Genomic DNA, 20,566 nt, shown 5'->3' with positions numbered 1-20,566 from the left:
TACGACCGATTTCAACATACCGCCCGGTCGCCGTCGTATGGTGCTGCCATGGTGATCCGCGTTGCACTCGTCAACGACGACGAAGTCGTCGTCCGTGGCCTCGATGCGATGCTGCGCAACTACGGCGACCGCATCGAGATCGTCGAGCTCGCCGCCCAGAAGAACATCGTCAACGAGGTCGACATCGCGTTGTACGACACGTTCGGCATGGGGCAGGGCAACGGCCCGGGCGTCTCCCGGCTGCTCGCCAACCCGCGCATCGGCAAGGTCGTCGTCTACACGTGGAACTTCCAGCCCTGGCTGGCCCGCGAGACGATGGAGCAGGGCGTCTCCGGCTACCTCTCCAAGAGCCTCACCGCCGGCCAGCTGGTCGACGCGCTGCAGGCCATCGCCGGCGGGCGCGTGATCGTCTCCCCCGCCCCCAAGGGCAACCGCCTCGTCGGCGGCGACTGGCCCGGTCGCGAGGAGGGCCTCACCGCCCGCGAGGCCGAGGTGCTGTCCCTCATCACGATGGGCCTGAGCAACCTCGAGATCGCCGACCGCACGTCACTGTCGGTCAACTCGATCAAGTCCTACATCCGGTCCTGCTACCGCAAGATCGACGTCGACAGCCGCTCCAAGGCGGTCCTGTGGGGCGTCGCGCACGGGCTGCGCGCCGACCGGGTGCGCGTCATGGGCTCGGTGGCGCAGGACACCAACGGCGAGCGCACCGCCTGATCTCCCTGCCTCTCCCGCGCGGTCCGCGAATCGCCCGGGCTGTTCGGGCGCGCCTACGATCTTCCGGTGACTGAGCAGCCCGGCACCGCCTCCGCCCTCGACCCCGGCATCGACCCGGGCGACCTGGCGACCACCATCCGGGTGCTGGAGCAGCTGCACCACCTGCCCGGCGACCACCCCGACCACGTGCGGGTCAAGCGGGCTGCGTCGCACATGTACAAGTCGATCAAGGCCGAGCGCAAGCTCCGCAAGCGCGCCGAGGAGCTGGCCCACGACCGCGCGATCACCGAGCTGACCGCGACCGGGTCGCCGGTGCGCATCGACGACGAGACGTCCGGCATTCCGCTCGTCTCCACCGCGCCCGGCGCGTTCGCCGGCGAGCTGATCAACCCGCGCGGCTGCTACATCTGCAAGCAGGACTTCACCCTGGTCGACGCGTTCTACCACTGGCTCTGCCCCTCCTGCGCCGCGCTGAGCCACACCAAGCGCGATCAGCGCACCGACCTCACCGGTCGCCGGGCGCTGCTGACGGGCGGGCGCGCCAAGATCGGGATGTACATCGCCCTGCGGCTGCTCCGCGACGGCGCCCACACCACGATCACGACCCGCTTCCCCAAGGACGCCGTGCGCCGCTTCTCGTCGCTGCCCGACAGCGGGGACTGGATCCACCGGCTCAAGGTGGTCGGCATCGACCTGCGCGACCCGACCCAGGTGGTCTCGCTGGCCGACGACGTCGCCGGCGCGGGTCCCCTCGACATCCTCATCAACAACGCCTGCCAGACGGTGCGTCGTACGCCGGGGGCCTACGCGCCGCTGGTCGAGGCCGAGCACGCGCCGCTCCCCGAGGATCGGGTGCTGCCCGAGATGGTGACCTTCGACCGGATCAGCGAGGCTCACCCGGCGGCCATCGCCGGCGCGCTGTCCGACACCGCCGTCGCGCACCACGAGGGTGAGTCGCAGGCCTCCGCCCTGGCCGCCCACAACGCGGCGAGCATGACGGCGCTCGCGCTGTCGGCCGGGCACGCCTCGCTCGACGCCCACCTCGCCGGGACCGCCGTCGACGCCGGCGGCCTGCTGCCGGACACGCAGACCAACAACTCGTGGACCCAGACCGTCGGCGAGGTCGACCCGCTGGAGCTCCTTGAGGTGCAGCTGTGCAACTCGATCGCACCGTTCCTGCTCGTCTCGCGGTTGCGGCCGGCCCTCGCGGCCGCCGCGCAGGCGGCGACCTCGCAACGGGCGTACGTCGTCAACGTGTCGGCGATGGAGGGCCAGTTCTCCCGCCGCTACAAGGGCGCCGGCCACCCGCACACCAACATGGCCAAGGCCGCGCTCAACATGCTGACCCGCACCTCGGCCGGCGAGATGTACGAGACCGACCGGATCCTGATGACGGCCGTCGACACCGGCTGGATCACCGACGAGCGGCCGCACCAGGACAAGCTGCGGATCGCCGCCGAGGGCTGGCACGCCCCGCTCGACCTCGTCGACGGCGCGGCGCGGGTCTACGACCCGGTCGTGCTCGGCGAGGCTGGCGAGGACCTGTACGGCTGCTTCGTGAAGGACTACCAGCCGTCGCCCTGGTGACCTCCATCTTGTGGACGGGTGCTACCCGGCCTATCTGCGTCGGTTGAACCTGATGTCGCCGTTGGGGAGGCGGTCCGTGCGGAATCCAGCCGTGTCGTGTGCCCGGTGGTGATGGTGGTTGCAGAGGAGCACGCCGTTGTCGAGGTCGGTCCTGCCTCCGCCGGACCAGGGGCCGAGATGATGGGCGTCGCACCAGGTCCCCGGGACGTCACATCCCTCTGCCCGGCAGGTCTTGTCGCGGATCAGGAGTGCCTTGCGCTGGCCGGGTGAGAACAGCCGGCGTGCGCGTCCGAGGTCGAGCGGGATGCTGTCGCCGCCGAGGACGGCGGGCAGGATCTTCGCCGTGCAGGCGAGGCGCCGGGCCTGGGCTGCCGTGATGAGGTCGCCGGTGAGCTCGTCACCCGGAACCAAGCCGGAGCCGAGGAGGTCGGCCGCACCGAGCTCGGCCTTGAGTGAGGCGAACGGGACGGTGACGACGACCGTGGTGGCGTCGCCGCCGTGGATCGGCAGGCGTCGAGGATCGGCCGCCTCGAGGAACTGGATGAACGCCTGCCCCATCCCCCTGGGGTAGGGGAGGCGCGTGAACGGGTCGCCCTCGCCCTGCTGGCCGTCAGCACCGGCACGCGGGTTGCTGAAGGCTTCGAGGTAGGTCGCCAGCCTGGTGGCGGCGGCATCCGGCACCCGGCCGGAGATCCGGGTCGTGCCGTCACCGAGGCGGCGCATGGTCAGCCGGGTCTTGTCGGCGGCAGCGGCCTCGAGCTCGGCCAGCCGTCGCGCTTCGGCCTCCTCGGCGATCTCGGGTGCCACGACCTCGAGGATGTGCCGTCCGAGACGGCCGAGCTCCTTGGGACCGAAGTGTGCGGCCTGCGCGACGAGGTGCGCCTCGGCATGGGCGACGGTGTCGGCGCCGATACGCGAGGGGAGCGCCGACAGGACGCGGTGGATCACCTGCGCCTGTGCCAGGGTCGCGTCGCCCTCCCGCATCGCGGTCGCCAGCAACGGGCGCTCACCGTCCAGCGCCTTCGCCAGGGCCAGGTCGGCGCGCGCGTCGGAGAATCTCGTGTGGGTCACCTTCGCCAGCCACCCGGCCGCGTCCTTTGTCGCGGTCGCCACCGCGAGGTCACCGGCATCGGCCAGGATCCGCAGCCGCAGCTCGGCCAGCTGGCCCTCGGCCCGGACCAGCTCGGTCAGGGCGGCCGCCTTGTCATCGGTGGTCATGAACGTCGGGTTGGCGTCGCTGACGCTCTTCAGCGTCGAGCGGACGGCGCCCACGGCAGCCACGATCGGGTGCTCCACGGACGGCCTCCTCTCGACGACGGTGAGTCACGTGCGTACGTGACTCACAACGGTCGTCGCTCCTGGAGGCCCGGATCCCGGACTATTACTCACCCTCGCAACTCGTCCCACCAGCTCGGCACTTCGACTACCCGGTGACTACGTGGAACGTGCTTCAAACGCTACCGACGACAGTGCTCCTTCGCAAGCCTGTTCGAACGATCTGTGGATTGAGAATTCTCTGTCACCCGCGCCCCATCGCGGCGATATGGCGCATGGTCAACGGGTGCCACCCCGACTGACCTGCTGCGCCGGAATTCTTGCCACCGACAGGGCGCGGGGGCCGACGCCACAAAGTAGCCATGTCTGCGATCGCAGTACAGCGCCGCAACCGACGTCATACGTTAAGGACTAATCCGAAGCAGCCTCGAGGAGCATCTTGTGTCCCAGTCGATCCGCCGACTCGTCGGTCTTGCAGCGGTGTTGGCCGTACTTACCGGCACAGCCGCGGGGTGCGGAGGCGAACGGCAAGAACGAGCCGTCACCGTTGAGCCCAAGGAAGCGGGCGGTGAGTCCAGTAAGTCCGAGAGTTCGGAGGACGCTGAAGGCGCTGAGGCTCCGGAGGACGCGGCCGGTGACCAACTGAGTGGAGCACAGGCAAGGAAGGCGCTCCTCAGCGTGTCTGATCTTCCGGCGGGTTGGACACTGACCCCGAACGAGGAAGACGACGAGAGCGAAGACTCGGTGTCGCCCGCAAAGTGCAAGGACGTGCTTGACGCGTTGGACGACAACTCGATTGACGCTGCCGCCGAGGCCGAAGCGAACTTCAACAAGGGCGGCGCCTTCGGCACGATCCTTTCCCAAACGATCTCCAGCTACGCCGACGACGTTGATCCCAACGTCGTCCAAGATATCGCGGACGCATTCTCCGAGTGCCCGAGCTTCACGAGCACCGATTCAGAAGGAGAGGTCAGCAAGGTGACAGTGGCGCCGATGTCGTTCGCAAACCTGGGCGACCAGACCCTCGCGGTTTCCATGACCTTGGAGTCGTCGATGTTTACGGTCTCGCTCAATCTGGCATATGTGGTCATCGGCCACAACGTCGTCGCGCTGATTCAAGGCGGGCTCGCTGGCGCCGACGGCGCCGAACTGGAGAAGCTCACTAAGCAAGCGATCAAGAAGCTCGAGAAGACTGTCGCCTGAGTCCACGCAGAAGTGTCATTGGCGCGACGAAAGGGGTGCACGTGCCCCTATGGCACTGGCGAAGTCTGGCGAACCAGTCTGCACTTGTCGTGCTGAACAGGCGCTCATGGGCATCCCCAGATGTTGCGGCGCCTACACGCGGCGATGTGACGCGGGTGTGGCGAGATGTCGTCGTGAAGGCTTATAGCTCGCAATTCCGGTCAATCGAGCGTGTCCTCGTGTTCTGCGTCTGACCGCATCTGGACCCGCCTCGCGGCCCGGTGGGCGTCTCGTCGTGCCTGCTCGAACCGTGCAGGTAGGCCACGGGTTACGCGTTGTCGTGGGGGGTTCTCGCCTCGTTCCAGGACGCTCGCGTGCGGGTTAGCGAGGGCGTGCTTCTTCGCTTCGGTATGCAGCTCGACACCGCGACTCTCCAGGACGTGCCATCCGCAGCGGACGCAGACCGCAGCCCTGACCGTCCACGCAGCCCGGAGCACGTCGACCACTGTCGTCGGGTGCTGCGCGGGCCAATCCGCCAGGCCCCCCCAGCGCGCTTCGTAACCATTCCTACGTTGCTCTCGCATCGACCAAAGTGCCTTCGCGACAGTGACTCGTTCAGCCTCGTCTTCGAATGCCGGGTCCAACGAAGGCAGGTAAGCCGTCCAGTCATCAGCCGACTCTTCGGCGGCCTCGGCCACACTTGGCGACAAGGTGCGAGGCGGCTCTGACGGCACCATCGGTGAAGCACTCCGGTGCTCGATCAAATGCTGCCGATAGCCAATCTGGGCGAGGGAGAGAAAGGCTATGCCCAAATCGCTGCGAAGGTCCTGGTCAGCATGGTTGATGCCGTCGGCGATGAGGAGCCCGTGCACCGTTTCCACACCGGTTGCGATGTGCTCTCTGACCTCGGTGACGTAATCGTCGAGCTGGCGCAAGGCGTCCGGGTAGGCCCGTGTCGCCTTCAACTCGAGGACGAGCCAGTCGCCGATGCGGTGCTCATCGTCGTCGGAGAGAATCCGCGCGATCAGGTCGGGCCGTCGCCGTGAGGGCAGGACGTGCTGGCGGTGGCTGACGATGAGATGGAAGCCATGGTCTCGTAGAGCAGCGATGTGCTCTACGAGCCATTCCTCCAACTTCGCTTCTCGGCCAGCCGCGCTAACTTGGTAGACCCTCCGCGGGTCTTCGTATGTCGTTTCCCACGCTTCAAGGACAGCCCACAGCCGGTCGATCTCCTCATCGGCAGAGTCGAGGCGATCGGCAATGGCCGCGACCAGGCTTATGCGGTTCGCGACCGGGTTGAGGACGTAGTCATCGAAGTCCAAGCCAAGCCACTTCGCGATAGCGAGGTGGTCGCCGTGCAGGGCATCGTGGGGAGGGTCGGACTCGGCTGCGACCAACGCGCGACGCGTAGGGCTGTCGCCATACGCGAGCGTGAACGGCGCCAATACGACCACGTAGTCGTCGGCAAGCCAGTAGTCGATTGCATCATGGATGGCTGCGACCACACGCTCGACAACCTCGTGCGACTGGCCGGTCTCGGTCGCGATCTGCTTGATGACGTGCTCTTCTTCGGCTCCCATGTTCCCCCTCTGTTCCCGGCATTCGATCACGTCGCTCCGACAATCGGGGTGCCCACACTGGTACTCAAACGTCGAGCGAGACGGCAACCCGCGCAGGATGTGCTGGCGTTCTCGGATCCCCTAGTGAGCATGCGCGGCGGTAAGACGCACCCAGTGCGGCAAATGAGGGATCGATTATCGCGTTCGGACCAGAAAGGCTCATCGGCCACCGCAGAATAGGCACGGTCGGTCAGGTCGCCGCCCTCCATCCCGTAGCAAAGTCAGGAACATCGCACAAGCATGAAGAACATGGTTGTACGCGCCCTCGCAATCACCACCACCGTGGTGGGGCCGGTCGCCCTTCTCGCTGCTCCCTCCAACGCGGCCGATGATGGCCACGGCAACTCATTCAACATCCGAGAGTCGTCGGTCGAGGTGGTCGGCAATCGTTGCGCGACCATCCACTACAACGTAGATGGATGGTCGGCAGGCTACGACGCCGAGGACACCATGGGCTCGGCCTACGTCGAGACCTTTGGCGTGGTCGGCTCAAACATCGAAGGCTACGACTGGTGGGACTGGAACGATACTGAGTGGGACGAATTCTCCTGGTCCGGTGAGCGGAGCATTTGCGACAAGGAGGACATCACGCGGACCGGGAACGCAGAGTTCGACGTGTTCCCCGACACCGACCTGTACGACTACGTCGACGGCTACAGCACGGTCGTTACGGACTCGGTGCTCGTGGACTATCACCCAGTGAACGTCAAGGCGTCCAACTCGTCGCACGCCGTCAAGGTGAAGGTTCTGAAAGATGGTGAGCCTTACGCGTCGGTCAAAGTTTCCGGCCCGGGCGTTACGAGCAAGACGGATGCACGCGGGGTCGCGATGCTGCCGAAGTCGCGGCTCCCGATCGGGAAGCGCGTGACCGTGACCGTCGGCGGCGACATCGCCAAGAAGACGATCCGCGTCACCCGCTGACACAGACCGGTTTCCCGGAGCCCTGAGCGCTGTGCCGCGGCGTCGCTCCGGTTGATCGCATTGCAGTAGGTCGTCGCTCGCGACCATGAAACGGCCGTCCGTTTCAAGCACAGAGGCGACGTTTCTTACCAGGCTGGGATCGGCACTCAGAACGATGACAGAGCGAGGCACCCTCGCCCGCTAGCCATTGGCGTTTCCGGACACCGGCATGACCCGACGTCCCCGACACGCGGCGGAAAGACGCACCGCGCCTCATGCGACAGGCCGGCAGAGGAAGAGTTTGGCTCCGGCGGATGCGGTGGGTGCCCTCGTTGTGCACACTGGCTGTGGAGGTGCGCGGTGGCCGTACAGCTATTCCGTGACGACGACCGACGGTACGCCGACTGGGTTGCGGCGAATCCGGATGGCTACGTGCTGAATATCCGGCGCTCACTCAATCCCCGAGATGCTCGGATGCACGCCGCGTCCTGCAAGAGCCTCGCGAGGTCGATCCGCGAGTGGAAATCGGGACGGGGACGCTTGGCCGTGCAGTGGGTGAAGCTCTGCGGTCATTCGCTCGACGAGCTAGACGTCTGGGTAGCCGAACGAGGCCGAAATGCCGAGTCGCCCGCGACGGTGGACAACAGCCCAGTCGCCCGATGCCAGGTATGCCTGCCAGCGAGACCAATCGTCGCCCCAACGTCCGCAGTCCCTGCGCGCGGGGGCGGGGGCGTGTCGACGTCGGGCTACCAGCTATCCGCCGCATTGGGCGAAGTCACGATGAAGGCACCAAGGCGGTTCCTCTTTGAGCGCCTGGAACCAGAGCAGTTGCGGGCCCGCGAGGGACTGCGCAGTGCCTTGGCCAGTCTCACCGCCAGCGACGGCCAACTGCTGGCCGCGCTGTACTCGGGGCCGAGGCCGCCGAACTCCGACGTGGAAAACCTCCTCTACTACAACATCGATCCAGCTGGCGCGAGTTTTGTTTCTGCAAGCACTAGCGGCGTCCGCTTTGAGCTAGACAGCCAGCCAACTGACCAGGTGACGTGCCTTTACCAGTACCGATTTGTCGGCGCTGAGCAGCCACTAGCTACCTGGGAGCTGGGACGCCGCCTCACACGATTTGCCGGGGCAGATCTCGGACGCTTCATGCGACAGCATCGTCTGGCCCAAGTCTGGATGGCGGTGCACAGGACTTTTGACAGGACGCACAACCCACCGGCCTTGACGGAAGGGCCGTTTGCCGTCTTTCTCGAACTGCAGATACCCCCCGTTGTGAGCGTCGGCGTTCGGCCTGAGCTCTTGAAGGCCGTGGTCGACGGTGTGGTTTGCGCTTGCCACAACCACCTAGACGAGGCGACGGTGACCGGCGTAGCCAGCAGGATCGCGAACCAGATCGCCGTGGAACAGGAGGTCGTGGCGGAGACTCTGCTGGCGCCCGATCGTGCGGTGTTGGGCGCACGACCTCGTCTGGCGCATACCCATGGCCAAGGGGTGCAGTGGAACCCTGCTGATGAGCGTTGCGTTGCAGGTCAATTGACCCGGCGACCGGGCGTGCGATGGGAGCTCAGCGGAGAGGTCTACGAGGTTTCACCGGCGCGTCGCTCAGGCAGCAAGGTGAGCTCCCGACTCGAATCCCTCCTACGGTCCGTCCTACGGAGATAGGCGGCGCAAAGACGCAGGTCTGAGGTCACCCCGACGCCTATCCAAGAACGCGCCGCCAGTCGTGCAGATCGCGGCGGCCCAGTCGTGGGCTGAGCGTCTGGCTCAGCCCACGTGCCAGTGCTTTCGGACGAGCTCGTCGCGCGCGTCGTCGTCCTTGGCGAGCGTCTTGAGGAGCTTCGCGTCGTGGTGCTTGCGCAGCCGCGAGAGAACCGCGTCGATCAGCAGGCTGGGGAAGACGCCGTCGGCCTCGAACATTTCACGCTCGGCCTCGAGCAGGTCGGCCGACTCAGCGCACGACTTCGGAAGCTGCTCGAAGTCGTCGTGGTCGGCCGTGTTCAGCCGCTCGGCCACGTCGAGAGCGTCCGGGTCGGTAAGCCCCCGGCGAGCCGCGATCGCCATCCCGGCCAGGAGCAGGTGTACGTCGGCGGAGCCGTCAGCGAGTCGGAACTCGATCGTCTGCGGATCTATCGCCGGTTCGATGATCGGCCCTCCACCGTGGGGACTGCCGGGGTTGGCGTGGGCGACCATGGCGGGCAGCACGTCCCCACTCCAGGCGAGAGGCACGCGGACGAGTCCGCTGCGGTCGCGCTCGCCCCAGCAGATCCCTTCGGGTGACTCGTCGCCGTCGGTGAACCGCAAGTACGACGTCGGGACGGTGTTCCCGAACGCCGTCAGCGCCTTGGCCGCCGAAAGGTATCCGGCAATCAGGCGACGTCCGGTGTCGTTGAGGCCGTCCTTGCGGACGATGACACTGACGCCGTTGCGCACCAGCCGGCTGTGGATGTGCAGGCCGTTGCCCGCGCCTTCGCCACTCACCGAGGGGGCGAAGGTGGCCTCCAGACCGTGTGCGTAGGCGACCTCGCGCACCACCCACTTGGCCAGGACGAGGTTGTCGGCGGCTTGCTCGATGGGCACGGGCTGGAACTCGATCTCGTGCTGCACGAGCTGTCGGTCGACCTCGAGGATGTTGCCGACCTCGCCATGGACGTACTTCAACGCAACGCCCATCGCAGTGAGATGCCCGAGCACCTGCTCGCGGACCTGTTGGCCCTTCGAGAAGGGCGCCGACTCCTGGTAGCCGCTCTCCTCCTCGACGGGATAGATCCGCTCGGGCTCGTCGACGAGGTAGTACTCCAACTCGCCGAGGGCCTCGAGGGTCAGCCCTGTCTCTTCGGTCAACGCGACGGCTGCACGTCGGACGATCTGCTCGCGCGCGTAGGACAGCGGTTCGCCGTCCTCGTCGTAGAAGGAGCACAGGACGTCGAGCGAGGGCCGCTCTCCGAAGGGGTTGAGAAAGGCCGTCCGGTGGCGCGGCACGATGTAGACGTCGCTGGCATCGGTGTCGGTCGACGCGAAGACGCTGGAGCCGTCGACCCGCTCGCCACGCGTCAGCACCTCGAGCAGGTGGTCGCGCGAGTTGATCGGAAATGTGAGCGTCTTGAGCCTGCCGTCGCCTCCGACGTAGCGCAGGTTCACCTGCCGGAGCTCCAGCTGCTCGACGGCCCGGACGAGGTCGCTGCCGGTGAAGTCGGCCGCCGGCTTGCCGAGTAGGCGGACGAGCGGGTGCGGTTCGAGAGCATCGATGGCCATGCCCTCGTTCTACCAGCACCCGCGCCACCCGCTGGGGCCACGGCTTTCACGATGACGACCATCCCGCGCCGCCCTCGCTGACCCACAGCTCACGATGACCAGCAAGGAGTTTCGACTCGATCACCACGAGCGGTTGGTCACCGGACGGGCGACAACTGATTCCTCTGATCGTCTCGCCCCGGGTTGAGGCTCTCCACGCGTGCCCGGATCAGCACCTTTCGGCTCGGCCTCAGCCGGTGCTCCGGCCCCATGACGTCGGACACCCGCCTCAGCAGCAGCGTCCGCCCGGCTGGTGCTCTTTCTCGTGGTCACGTAGCCGCTCGAACTCGCGCCGGGACATCGGCTGCTCACCGAAGGTGGCGCACTCCTCGACGTAGTCGTCCCACTTGGCCTCCCCGGTGAGCTGACGGACGTACCAGCGCAGCGTGCGCCCCACCTCGAGCACTGTCATCGGTGACTCCCCACTTCGGTGCCGTGCACTTCAGCCTCCCACTGCCGGACGGCCTCCTTCTCCCCAGCCGTGGCGAAGAAGTCGGAGGGCTGGACCAGGTGGGACTCGGTCCACGGCACCTCCGTGGTCGGCAGACCGCCGGCCCGCAGGGCGCGGACCCAGATGACGAAAGCGTTGGCGACCACCACGAGCACGAGGAGTGCGAACAGCGACTGCAGGGTCCCGTTGACCGTGGAGTTGAAGACCACCTGCTCCATCTGCTCGACGCTGGTCGCCGGGGCGAGCAGCTCACCAGCATCCAGGGCATCCGCGTAGCGCTCACGCTGGGTGAAGTAGCCGATGGCCGGATTGTCGGAGAACACCTTCTGGTAGCTGGCCGTCATGGTTGTGATGAGGTCCCAGGCCAGACCGATCCCCGGCACCCAGGCCCACTTCGCCTTGCCGTGCTTGATCAGCAACGTCACGCAGAGCGTCAACGCGATCGCCGCGAGCAGCTGGTTGGCAATGCCGAAGAGCGGGAAGAGCTGGTTGATGCCGCCCAGCGGGTCCGTCACCCCGACGTACAGCATGTAGCCCCACAGTGCGACCACCACGGCGCTCGCCGACCACGAGGCCGGCTTCCAGGAGAGGTCGGCGTACTTGGGCCACACGTTGCCGATCGTGTCCTGGAGCATGAAACGACCCACCCGCGTGCCGGCGTCGACGGCGGTCAGGATGAAGAGCGCCTCGAACATGATCGCGAAGTGGTACCAGAACGCGGCGAGCCCGCCACCGAACGCTTCGGTGAAGATCTGGGACATGCCGAGCGCGAGTGTCGGTGCCCCACCTGTCCGGGAGATGAGTGTCTGCTCCTCCACGGCTGCCGCCGCTCCGGTCAGCTGGTCGGGGGTGATGCTGAAGCCCAGGCTCGCAATGAACTCCGCCGCAGCCGCAGGGTCGCCTCCGGTGGCGCCGGCCGGGCTGTTCATCGCGAAGTAGAGGCCCGGGTCGATCACTGAGGCGGCGATGAGGGCGCTGATCGCTACGAACGACTCCATCAGCATGCCGCCGTAGCCGATCATCCGGACCTGGCTCTCCTTGGCCACCATCTTGGGCGTGGTGCCGGAAGCGATGAGGGCGTGGAACCCTGACAGTGCGCCGCACGCGATCGTGATGAAGACGAACGGGAAGAGCTTGCCGGCAAACACAGGGCCGGTGCCCTCGCGGGCGAAGTCGGTCACCGCCTCCTGCTGCAGTACGGGGGCGGCGAGCACCAGGCCGACAGCCAGGAGGACGATCACGCCGATCTTCATGAACGTGGAGAGGTAGTCGCGAGGAGTGAGCAACATCCACACCGGCAGGATCGAAGCGACGAAGCCGTAGAGGACCAGTCCGAGGGTCAGCTGCTCCTTCGACAGGGTCAGCGCCCCCTCCAGACCCATCTGCTCGACATACCCCCCGCCGATGATCGCGAGCAACAACAGGCCGACGCCGATGGCAGTGACCTCCGAGACCCGGCCAGGGCGTAGCACTCGCAGGTAGTAGCCCATGAACAGGGCGATGGGGATGGTCAGGCCGATCGAGAAGACGCCCCAGGGCGACTCCGCAAGGGCGTTGACGACCACCAGCGCGAGCACGGCCAGGATGATGATCATGATCGCGAAGACCGCGATCAGTGCGGCGATCCCGCCCACCACACCGATCTCCTCGCGCACCATCTGACCCAGGCTCTTGCCGTCGCGCCGCATCGAGAAGAAGAGCACCACCATGTCCTGCACGGCGCCGGCCAGGATGACGCCGACGATGATCCAGATCGTGCCGGGGAGGTAGCCCATCTGGGCGGCGAGCACCGGACCCACCAACGGGCCCGCCCCGGCGATCGCGGCGAAGTGGTGTCCGAACAGCACGTGACGATGGGTGACGTCGAAGTCGCGGCCGTTGTCGTGCCTCTCCGCCGGTGTGGCGCGGGTGTCGTCGACCCCCAACACCCGGTAGGCGATGAAGCGGGCGTAGAAGCGATAAGCGATGGCATAGGAGGACAGGGCAGCGAAGAGAATCCAGAGGGCCGAGACCTCCTCTCCGCGGGAGAGGGCGAGCACTGCCCAGCAGACGGCACCGACCACGGCGACCGTGCCCCAGATGACCATCGACCTCACAGTCATACGGGGAGGACCACCGGTCGGGGCCGGGGAATCAGCGGTGTGTGTCGAGTGCGTGGACATGGAGCGACTCCTCCGTGCTCAGGCGCGCCCCGGCGGGCCGCGAGCCCTCCCCTGATCTGTACCGCGCCCCAGAGCTCTCCGCAAGAGGCTGCTCGAGGCTGAGCCTCGGTAGACCGTGACCCGTGGTCGTGGGATCTTGTGCCGCACCTGTGCCAGTGCCCGTCAGGATCGGACTAGGGTCGCGAGGGTGTCCACCACGTCGTCGGCCGCTTTCGCAGCTGTGATCGGAGGGATCGCGGGAGCGTCGCTGGCGGCGCACCGCGGTGTCCGGACCGCCGCGGGCGCCGCGTTGGTCGGGGCCACCGGGCTGGGTGCATCGGAGGCGGTGGCCCGTGCCCGACAGCACGAGGGCGAGATCCCGCCGCTGTGGCAGCGCATCGCGGTGAGTGCGGCACTCGCCGCACCGCTGGGCTGGATCTCGGAGAAGGTGACTGCCGCAAGTCCCCGAATGGTCGGCGCGGCGACGGGCGCCGCGGTCGGGGTGATGGGGCTGCGACCGCAGAAGGTCGCGATGGGCCCGGTCGTCGGCTTCGGTGTCGGGGAGGTGCTCGCGCGCCGTCACGCGTCGGCTGCGGTGGTCGCCAGCAGCTCGGTGCTCGTCTACCGCAGCCTGTCCGCACTGGTCTTCCGCGAGGCCCAGGTCAGCCTGCTCGCCGAACGCGTCCGTGCCGCCGACCTACCGTTCGTGGTACCTCGACCCGCGCGGACGAGATACGTGGGCACCACCTACGTCCGGGACCTCGCCAAGGAGCTGGGCGGGGACTACGTCGCCGACGCCCCGGATGCCGGGATCGTCGCGTCCCTCGATGCCCTGACCGGACCGGAGCTCGACCCCGATCAGGTCGACCCACTGGTGCGGGAGTTCTACGAGCACACCACCCGGTTCGCCCTCGACATCGTGCCGCAGTGGCGGCTGTGGGTCCGGCCCGGATATCTGCTCTACCGCACCCTCGTGGCACGCCCGTTCGGACAGGCCAGCATCCCGATGAACCAACGAGAGGCCCAACGCGGGATCCACAGTCGGATCGACACCGTCACCGGCATCGATGGCGTGGTGTCCGTGCGCGGCTGGGTGCGGTCGTTCGCCGACGACGACGAGCCGATCATGCTCGGGATCTACACCACCTACACCCACGGCGACACCGGCTACGTCAGCGTCGGCTTCCCCGTCCCCGAGGGCAGCTTCACCGCCACTCTGCTTCCGCGGCCACGAGCCGACCGAGGCCTGTCGCTGACCAGCCGGGCGCACGACGGCCAGGCTGGGCACTACCTGACCTACATCGACACGGCGGCAGATGAGCTGACCGCGCTCGCCATGCACGGCTTCGAGGAGCAGCTCGACGTGCACGTCGACAACGGTGCGCTGCGCGCCGAACACGCGTTCTGGATCTTCGGCTTCCCGTTCCTGACCCTGCACTACCGGATCGCACGCAAGCCCGCCGCCTGATCCGCTCGCCGCTCTGGACGAGGAATGAATCCGTCAGCGTGCTGGCAACACCGTCTGGTCGTCTCCCGTCCGTGACGATGGAGATCCTGGCCCGGATCGACCCTGATGAGCTGTCGGAGAGCACGGAACGCCGCACTCATCGCGGCATGAACGGCCATGGACACAAGGAAACCCCAAGGCCGCTTGGTTCACCCTGAGTGCCAGAAGGGTCGGCAACGGTTGACCTCGGGTCAGGAAAGGCACGGACATGATGCGCGCATTGACAGCAACAGTGTTGGCGGCAGCAGCCCTCGTCGTGGTTGCCCCACCGCCTGCGACTGCCGTAGTCCATGAGATCTACGGGGCGTGGTGCGCGGGGAAGGGTGAGATCGAACCACCCGGCTTGTCGGACGACACGAAGAAGAACTTTGGCCGACCCGTGCTCGCTGGGGGGGTCGTTGCGTTCACCCCGTACCTCGACGGCGTCCTGATCGACTTCGATTTCGAGAAGGCGCAGACAAAGGTCGTGGCGGCACCGACCGGTCCGGCAATCGTCCAGATCGGGCCCGGCCTGTACCTGGAGCGCTTCATCCTGGATCCGGAATTCGCCGGCTTCCTGCACTGCGCGAACCTGGAGGGGCTGGCCGGATAGACGACCGGTCATCGGCGGATCCAAAAACGCCGAACATGAGAACGCGACGGTCGATGTCGTAGAGACGCTGCCGGTGTTCTTCAAGACGTCCTGAAGGTTCCTGCTCGGCTCGCCTGTCGTTCCTGGCCATGAGTGTTCCTTCGTCGTCTCGGACTGGACCGGTACCCACTCAGTCGGCAGGGACGCGCGCGACGTCAACGACGATGTGAGGCAGCTGCGCCGGCACCCCCCGCCGGCGGAGATCTGGCGAGTGGATGGGACGCGTCTGGGAGCATCTCGTCATGGACGTCGAGATGCTGGATGCTGAACGGCTTCGATTCCGCGACGGCGCCCCGGTGCGAGCGGCCTCCGCGGTCGTTCCCTTCGGCGACGGCCACTTGGTGGTTTCGGACGACGCCACCCGAGCAGCCTGGTTCCGTGACGGAACGGCCACTCGCGTACGGCTCCTCCCGCCGGTCGGCGGGCATGACGTGTTCGACGAGGCGTCCGGGACCAAGCACCTCAAACCGGACCTCGAGACCGCCTGTCAGGTCGAGGTCGGTGGGGCGCCAGCGGTGNTCGGACGACGCCACCCGAGCAGCCTGGTTCCGTGACGGAACGGCCACTCGCGTACGGCTCCTCCCGCCGGTCGGCGGGCATGACGTGTTCGACGAGGCGTCCGGGACCAAGTACCTCAAACCGGACCTCGAGACCGCCTGTCAGGTCGAGGTCGGTGGGGCGCCAGCGGTGCTGGTGATGGGCTCAGGCTCCTCCCCGGCCCGGATGCAGTGGTGCCTGCTTCGGCTGGAGGACGGCCGGCCGAGGGCCGTGGTCGCCGACATGGCACAGGTGTACGCCGCCGCGGCGGCTGCCCTGCCATCGACCTCGAGCTGCTCAACCTCGAGGGGGCCTGCATCATCGGGAACACATTGCGGTGGTTCCACCGCGGGCTCCCCTCGGCCGGGATGCCCTCGGGAAGCGTCCACATCNCCTCGAGACCGCCTGTCAGGTCGAGGTCGGTGGGGCGCCAGCGGTGCTGGTGATGGGCTCAGGCTCCTCCCCGGCCCGGATGCAGTGGTGCCTGCTTCGGCTGGAGGACGGCCGGCCGAGGGCCGTGGTCGCCGACATGGCACAGGTGTACGCCGCCGCGGCGGCTGCCCTTGCCATCGACCTCGAGCTGCTCAACCTCGAGGGGGCCTGCATCATCGGGAACACATTGCGGTGGTTCCACCGCGGGCTCCCCTCGGCCGGGATGCCCTCGGGAAGCGTCCACATCGACGTACGCACCGCAGTGGCTGCCACCCTGGGAGACCTCGACGCAGCAGAGGTGACGGCCACCCGTCCCGTGCACTACGACCTCGGCGCCGTGGGTGGCGTCGGCCTGGCCATCACCGACGTCGTCGCGCTGCCCGGGGGCGACCTGATCGCCAGTGCCGCCGCCGAGGACGTGGGTGGCGTCGGCCTGGCCATCACCGACGTCGTCGCGCTGCCCGGGGGCGACCTGATCGCCAGTGCCGCCGCCGAGGACAGCCCTGACCCCCGCGACGACGGGCCGGTGGTCGCCTCGGCCCTGGCACGCATCCGAGGAGACCATGTCCAAGAAGTCGTACCCCTGCCCAGACTCGACGGCAGCGTGATCAAGGTCGAGGGACTGATGGTGCTGGACGCCGACGAGGGACAGACGTCCCTGTACGCCGTGACCGACGTGGACGACCCGGACGCAGCGTCCTGGGCGACCAAGCTCCGCGTCCGGCACTGACCGAGGGCGGTCTCAGAACCAGTGCCCAGGGCGACTCGTTCCTTCAAGCGCACTGGGCAAGAAGACAGGCTCACCAGCGAGCGGATGTTTCGAGCTACGCCGACAGGCGGCGGAATGCCCCCCGTGCGCCGCGGCATCTCGCCGGTGTGCCCGGAACCTCGACAGGCATGTGTCCTGGATATCCGATTTCGGCGACGCTCCGCACGGACGATGATGCCCAGATGACTGTCGACATCTCAGCAGCCGCCACTCCCACCAGGGACGAACTCGTGAGCCTGTACGACGCCGTCGGGTGGGCGACGTACGCGAAGGATCCAGAGACCCTGCACCGCGCGCTGCGGGGCTCCAGCCGCGTCGCTGCGGCTCGTCGGGACGGGCAGCTCCTTGGTCTCGCCCGCGTCATCAGTGACGGCGCCACGATCGCCTATCTCCAGGACGTCGTGGTCCGTCCCGCCGAGCAACGTCGCGGTCTGGGGAAGCGGCTCGTCAAGGAGGCTTTCGCCCCGTTCGAGTCGGTCCGGCAGAAGGTGCTGCTCACCGATGACGAGCCGGGCCAGCGGGCGTTCTACGAGTCCCTCGGCTTCGCGGAGACGCGTGACTTCGACGACGGCTCCCTGCGCGCGTTCGTGAAGTTCGACTGACACTCAGGCGGCGGTTTGCCGCGCTGTCGCGACGCGCCCCCGTAGGCAAGGAGATCCACCCCAGGCGGGGTCAGCACTCCACTCAACCTCGGCGAGCTCTGTTCGTCCGCGCGGTGGCCGGTGCGCTGCGTGGATCCTCGGGCCAGGCGTGCTTGGGATAGCGCCCGCGCAGGTCAGCACGCACACCCGGGTAGCCGTTGTCCCAGAAGGACTCCAGGTCTGCGGTGACGGCGGCCGGGCGTCGCGCGGGAGACAGCAGGTGCAGCAGGAGCGGGACCCTGCCGTCGGCCAGGACCGGTGCCGCGGTCCAGCCGAAGACCTCTTGCAGTCGTACGGCGAGCACCGGCTGATCCTGGGAGTAGTCGATCCGCACGCTCGACCCGCTGGGCACCTCCACGCGCTCAGGGGCCAAGTCGTTGAGCCTCCCCGCCTCCGGCCACGGCATCATCGCTCGCAGGGCGGCGGTCACGTCGATACGACGAAGATCCTGGGCCGAGCGGACCCGTGCCACCTGCGGCCCGAGCCAGGAGTCGAGGTTCTGCGTCAGTGCTGCGTCGCTCATGTCAGGCCACGGTTCACCGAGCGCGCGGTGCAGGAAGTCGAGGCGGGCGCGCAGCGCCATGGCCGCGTCCGTCCAGGCAAGGAGAGCGATTCCATCGCTCGCGATCGCCTCGCGGATCGCGTCGCTCACGGCCTCCTCGGGTGGATCGCTGAGCGGGGTCGAGCTGAGCTCGATCGCGCCCAGCAACGTCCGTCGGCGAGCCAGCACCCGCCCGCTGGTCCAAGTGACCTCATCCACCTCGGTCCACAGCGGTCCCGCTGCCTCCAGCGCGAGGTCCTCGGTGAGGGGGGCCGCCGCGCGGATCCGGGCCTCACGTTGCCCGGGCCGTCGCTGCGCGTCACCGACCGCGAGCCACTCCAGTCCGGCCAGCGGCCCCGGGTCGCGCGAGTCGAGTGCCGCGCCCGTGCCGGACGCCATCAGGTAGCTCGACGTACCGGAGCGCTTGCGGGCAATCCGGTCCGGATGCGCCAGTGCCACCACCAGACCCACCGCCACGTCATCGGTGAGTGCCCGGGCGTGGCCAGACGCCCCTCTCCGGTCGCCGGCGGTGCCCTGCTTCGCCACGACCTCCTCCAGCCGGTTGACCTGGTGGCGCCACGATCCTGCGCGCTTGTCAGCGCGCAGTGACCGGATCGCAGCAACCAGGTCACCGCCGGGAGCGCGTACGTCCTCGCTCAGCATCGCGACCACCTCCGAGGCCCGCTTGGCCCCGACGAGACCAGCCCCGTCGATGAGGGCTCGCGCCAGCCTGGGATCGACCGGCACGCCGGCGATCACCCGGCCCCGCGGGGTGGCTCTCCCGTCCTCGGTCATCGCCCCCAGACCCACCAGCACCTCTTTGGCCGCTGACAGTGCGTGCGCCGGTGGCTGGTCAAGCAGCGCCAGGTCGTCGATGTCGTGGCTGCCCCAGCACGCCACCTCCAGGGCGAAGGCCGTCAGGTCGGCGGTGGCGATCTCGGGCTCCGGGTGAGGGGCCAGGTGCGCGTGCTCCGCCTCGGACCAACAACGCAGCACGGTCCCCGGACCCAGACGTCCGGCCCGTCCCGCCCGCTGCTCGGCCGCCGCCCGGCTCACCGCGACGGTGACCAGTGACGCCAGTCCGCGACGGTGATCCGTACGCGGCTCACGCGAGAACCCGGCATCCACCACGACGCGTACCCCGGGCACCGTCAGCGACGACTCGGCGACCGCAGTCGAGACGATCACTCGGCGTCGCGGGCCCTCGCTGAGCGCTCGATCCTGCTCGGCGCCGGACAGACGTCCGTGCAGGGCGTGCACGGCCGCATCCACGCCGGCCAGGCGACGTACGGTCGCCTCGACCTCCCCGACACCCGGCACGAAGACCAGGACGTCCCCCTCGTGCCCGACCAGCGCACGACGCACGGTCGCTGCGACATGGTCGTGGAACGCCGGGGTGATCCCCCGGTCGTCGGTACGACGCACGCCCGCAGGCGGCGGGCACCAGACCGCCTGGACCGGGTGCAGGGCACCCGGGACGCGGATGACCGGGGCGCCCCCTCGATCGTCGGGGCCGTCGGGGTCTTCACCTCGGCCGAGCAGGGCGGCCGTCCGTTCGGCCTCGATGGTGGCCGACATCGCCACCAGGCACAGGTCCTCACGCAGATTGGCCCGGACGTCGATGAGCAGCGCCAAGATCAGGTCGGCATCGAGGTGGCGCTCGTGTACCTCGTCGAGCACGACGGCGCCGACACCGACCAGCTCAGGATCGTGCTGGATCCGCCGGAGCAGCAGACCGGTCGTGACGATCTCGACACGTGTTCGACGACTGGTGCGCCGGTCTCCGCGGACGGAGTATCCGACCGTCTCGCCCACCGGTTCGCCCAGCAGGTGCGCCAGCCGACGGGCAGCCGCGCGGGCTGCGATGCGGCTGGGCTGCGTGACGACGACCCGTCCGGCGACGACCCCGGCGACCGCGGGTGGGACCAAGGTCGTCTTGCCGGTGCCCGGCGGTGCCTGGACCACCGCGACCCCGCGAGTGCGAACCGCCTCGACGAGAGCGGCCAGACCCGCTGTGACCGGCAGGTCGGGCGGCGCGGCAAGCAGGTTGCGCAGCGGGTCGGACACTCCTGCAGTGTGCCTGACTCGCATCTGCGGACGCGGCTACGGGACACCCGACTACGGACCTGACATCGGAGAAGGCTGAATCCGTTCCGCTGGAACAGCATCGGCACTGGTTGCCCGCTCGCTTGGCTGATGCGAAGGCAGCGGAATGACCTAGGTCCCGGTTGTCGGCGGCGCTCGAAAACTGAACAGTTTCGGTGGTGAAAAGTGAGCACTCAACGATTGGAGTGTGATCACTTTGGAGGACTGGGCGCTGATCAGGAGGCTGGCTGCGGACGGGG

The 20,566-nt window shown here is 67.8% G+C and carries 15 protein-coding genes and 2 pseudogenes; 11 read left to right on the top strand and 6 right to left on the bottom strand.

Annotated features, from left to right (window positions below):
• Window positions 1-48: 48 nt before the first annotated feature.
• Together ASG88_RS20440 and ASG88_RS20435 are read left to right on the top strand one after the other, a co-directional pair.
• Entirely contained in the window at window positions 49-717 is a 669-nt protein-coding gene (locus ASG88_RS20440; RefSeq protein WP_056889312.1) for a response regulator transcription factor, read from the top strand.
• A 66-nt stretch (window positions 718-783) separates the two neighbouring features.
• Window positions 784-2,304, top strand: coding sequence for an SDR family NAD(P)-dependent oxidoreductase (locus ASG88_RS20435; RefSeq protein WP_056889311.1), 1,521 nt, complete (start codon window positions 784-786; stop codon window positions 2,302-2,304).
• A 30-nt stretch (window positions 2,305-2,334) separates the two neighbouring features.
• On the opposite strand, the gene ASG88_RS20430 is transcribed toward ASG88_RS20435, so the two are convergent.
• Window positions 2,335-3,600 (bottom strand): HNH endonuclease signature motif containing protein, encoded by a 1,266-nt coding sequence (locus tag ASG88_RS20430; RefSeq protein ID WP_056889310.1) that lies wholly within the window; start codon window positions 3,598-3,600, stop codon window positions 2,335-2,337.
• Between the two features lie 420 nt (window positions 3,601-4,020).
• Between ASG88_RS20430 and ASG88_RS20425 the strand changes: the two genes are divergently transcribed.
• Complete coding sequence (locus ASG88_RS20425; protein ID WP_157559864.1) at window positions 4,021-4,782, top strand: hypothetical protein; 762 nt, start codon at window positions 4,021-4,023, stop codon at window positions 4,780-4,782.
• A 200-nt stretch (window positions 4,783-4,982) separates the two neighbouring features.
• Here ASG88_RS20425 and ASG88_RS20420 read toward each other — a convergent pair whose 3' ends face one another.
• Window positions 4,983-6,341 carry an endonuclease NucS domain-containing protein gene (locus tag ASG88_RS20420; RefSeq protein WP_157559863.1) on the bottom strand — a complete coding sequence of 453 codons (1,359 nt, stop codon included), beginning with the start codon at window positions 6,339-6,341 and terminating at the stop codon, window positions 4,983-4,985.
• Between the two features lie 279 nt (window positions 6,342-6,620).
• On the opposite strand from ASG88_RS20420, the gene ASG88_RS20415 reads away from it, so the two are divergent.
• Together ASG88_RS20415 and ASG88_RS23230 are read left to right on the top strand one after the other, a co-directional pair.
• The gene (locus ASG88_RS20415) at window positions 6,621-7,301 is read left to right on the top strand and encodes a hypothetical protein (protein ID WP_056889307.1); all 681 of its coding nucleotides are present in this window, start codon (window positions 6,621-6,623) and stop codon (window positions 7,299-7,301) included.
• A gap of 711 nt (window positions 7,302-8,012) precedes the next feature.
• The gene (locus ASG88_RS23230) at window positions 8,013-8,942 is read left to right on the top strand and encodes a hypothetical protein (protein WP_157559862.1); all 930 of its coding nucleotides are present in this window, start codon (window positions 8,013-8,015) and stop codon (window positions 8,940-8,942) included.
• Window positions 8,943-9,044: 102 nt separating this feature from the next.
• Here ASG88_RS23230 and ASG88_RS20410 read toward each other — a convergent pair whose 3' ends face one another.
• From ASG88_RS20410 to ASG88_RS20400, 3 genes are all read right to left on the bottom strand, one after another.
• Window positions 9,045-10,532 (bottom strand): glutamine synthetase beta-grasp domain-containing protein, encoded by a 1,488-nt coding sequence (locus ASG88_RS20410; RefSeq protein ID WP_056889306.1) that lies wholly within the window; start codon window positions 10,530-10,532, stop codon window positions 9,045-9,047.
• A 268-nt stretch (window positions 10,533-10,800) separates the two neighbouring features.
• Window positions 10,801-10,983: a YbdD/YjiX family protein gene (locus tag ASG88_RS20405; RefSeq protein WP_056889305.1), complete on the bottom strand. Its 183-nt coding sequence runs from the start codon at window positions 10,981-10,983 to the stop codon at window positions 10,801-10,803.
• Entirely contained in the window at window positions 10,980-13,124 is a 2,145-nt protein-coding gene (locus ASG88_RS20400; RefSeq protein ID WP_056889304.1) for a carbon starvation CstA family protein, read from the bottom strand. The genes ASG88_RS20405 and ASG88_RS20400 overlap by 4 nt, the downstream gene beginning before the upstream one ends.
• A gap of 247 nt (window positions 13,125-13,371) precedes the next feature.
• Here ASG88_RS20400 and ASG88_RS20395 point away from each other — a divergent pair, with 247 nt between their 5' ends.
• From ASG88_RS20395 to ASG88_RS20375, 6 genes and pseudogenes are all read left to right on the top strand, one after another.
• A complete protein-coding gene (locus tag ASG88_RS20395; protein ID WP_056889303.1) occupies window positions 13,372-14,631 on the top strand; it encodes a hypothetical protein in 1,260 nt (419 codons plus the stop codon).
• Between the two features lie 247 nt (window positions 14,632-14,878).
• A complete protein-coding gene (locus ASG88_RS23225; RefSeq protein ID WP_157559861.1) occupies window positions 14,879-15,262 on the top strand; it encodes a hypothetical protein in 384 nt (127 codons plus the stop codon).
• Between the two features lie 254 nt (window positions 15,263-15,516).
• Window positions 15,517-15,819: pseudogene (locus ASG88_RS24265) on the top strand (DUF6929 family protein); the annotation flags it as partial.
• Between the two features lie 85 nt (window positions 15,820-15,904).
• Window positions 15,905-16,230: pseudogene (locus ASG88_RS24260) on the top strand (DUF6910 family protein); the annotation flags it as partial.
• 53 nt (window positions 16,231-16,283) lie between these two features.
• Entirely contained in the window at window positions 16,284-17,000 is a 717-nt protein-coding gene (locus ASG88_RS24255) for a DUF6910 family protein (RefSeq protein WP_157559859.1), read from the top strand.
• A gap of 221 nt (window positions 17,001-17,221) precedes the next feature.
• Window positions 17,222-17,641 carry a GNAT family N-acetyltransferase gene (locus ASG88_RS20375; RefSeq protein WP_056889299.1) on the top strand — a complete coding sequence of 140 codons (420 nt, stop codon included), beginning with the start codon at window positions 17,222-17,224 and terminating at the stop codon, window positions 17,639-17,641.
• A gap of 82 nt (window positions 17,642-17,723) precedes the next feature.
• Here ASG88_RS20375 and hrpB read toward each other — a convergent pair whose 3' ends face one another.
• Window positions 17,724-20,312, bottom strand: a complete 2,589-nt coding sequence (hrpB, locus tag ASG88_RS20370) for an ATP-dependent helicase HrpB (RefSeq protein ID WP_056889298.1) — start codon at window positions 20,310-20,312, stop codon at window positions 17,724-17,726.
• Window positions 20,313-20,566 lie beyond the last annotated feature (254 nt).

It is taken from the genome of Nocardioides sp. Soil777 (assembly GCF_001428425.1).
GTDB lineage: Bacteria > Actinomycetota > Actinomycetes > Propionibacteriales > Nocardioidaceae > Nocardioides > Nocardioides terrigena.
This window is presented reverse-complemented; position numbering and strand designations above follow the sequence as displayed.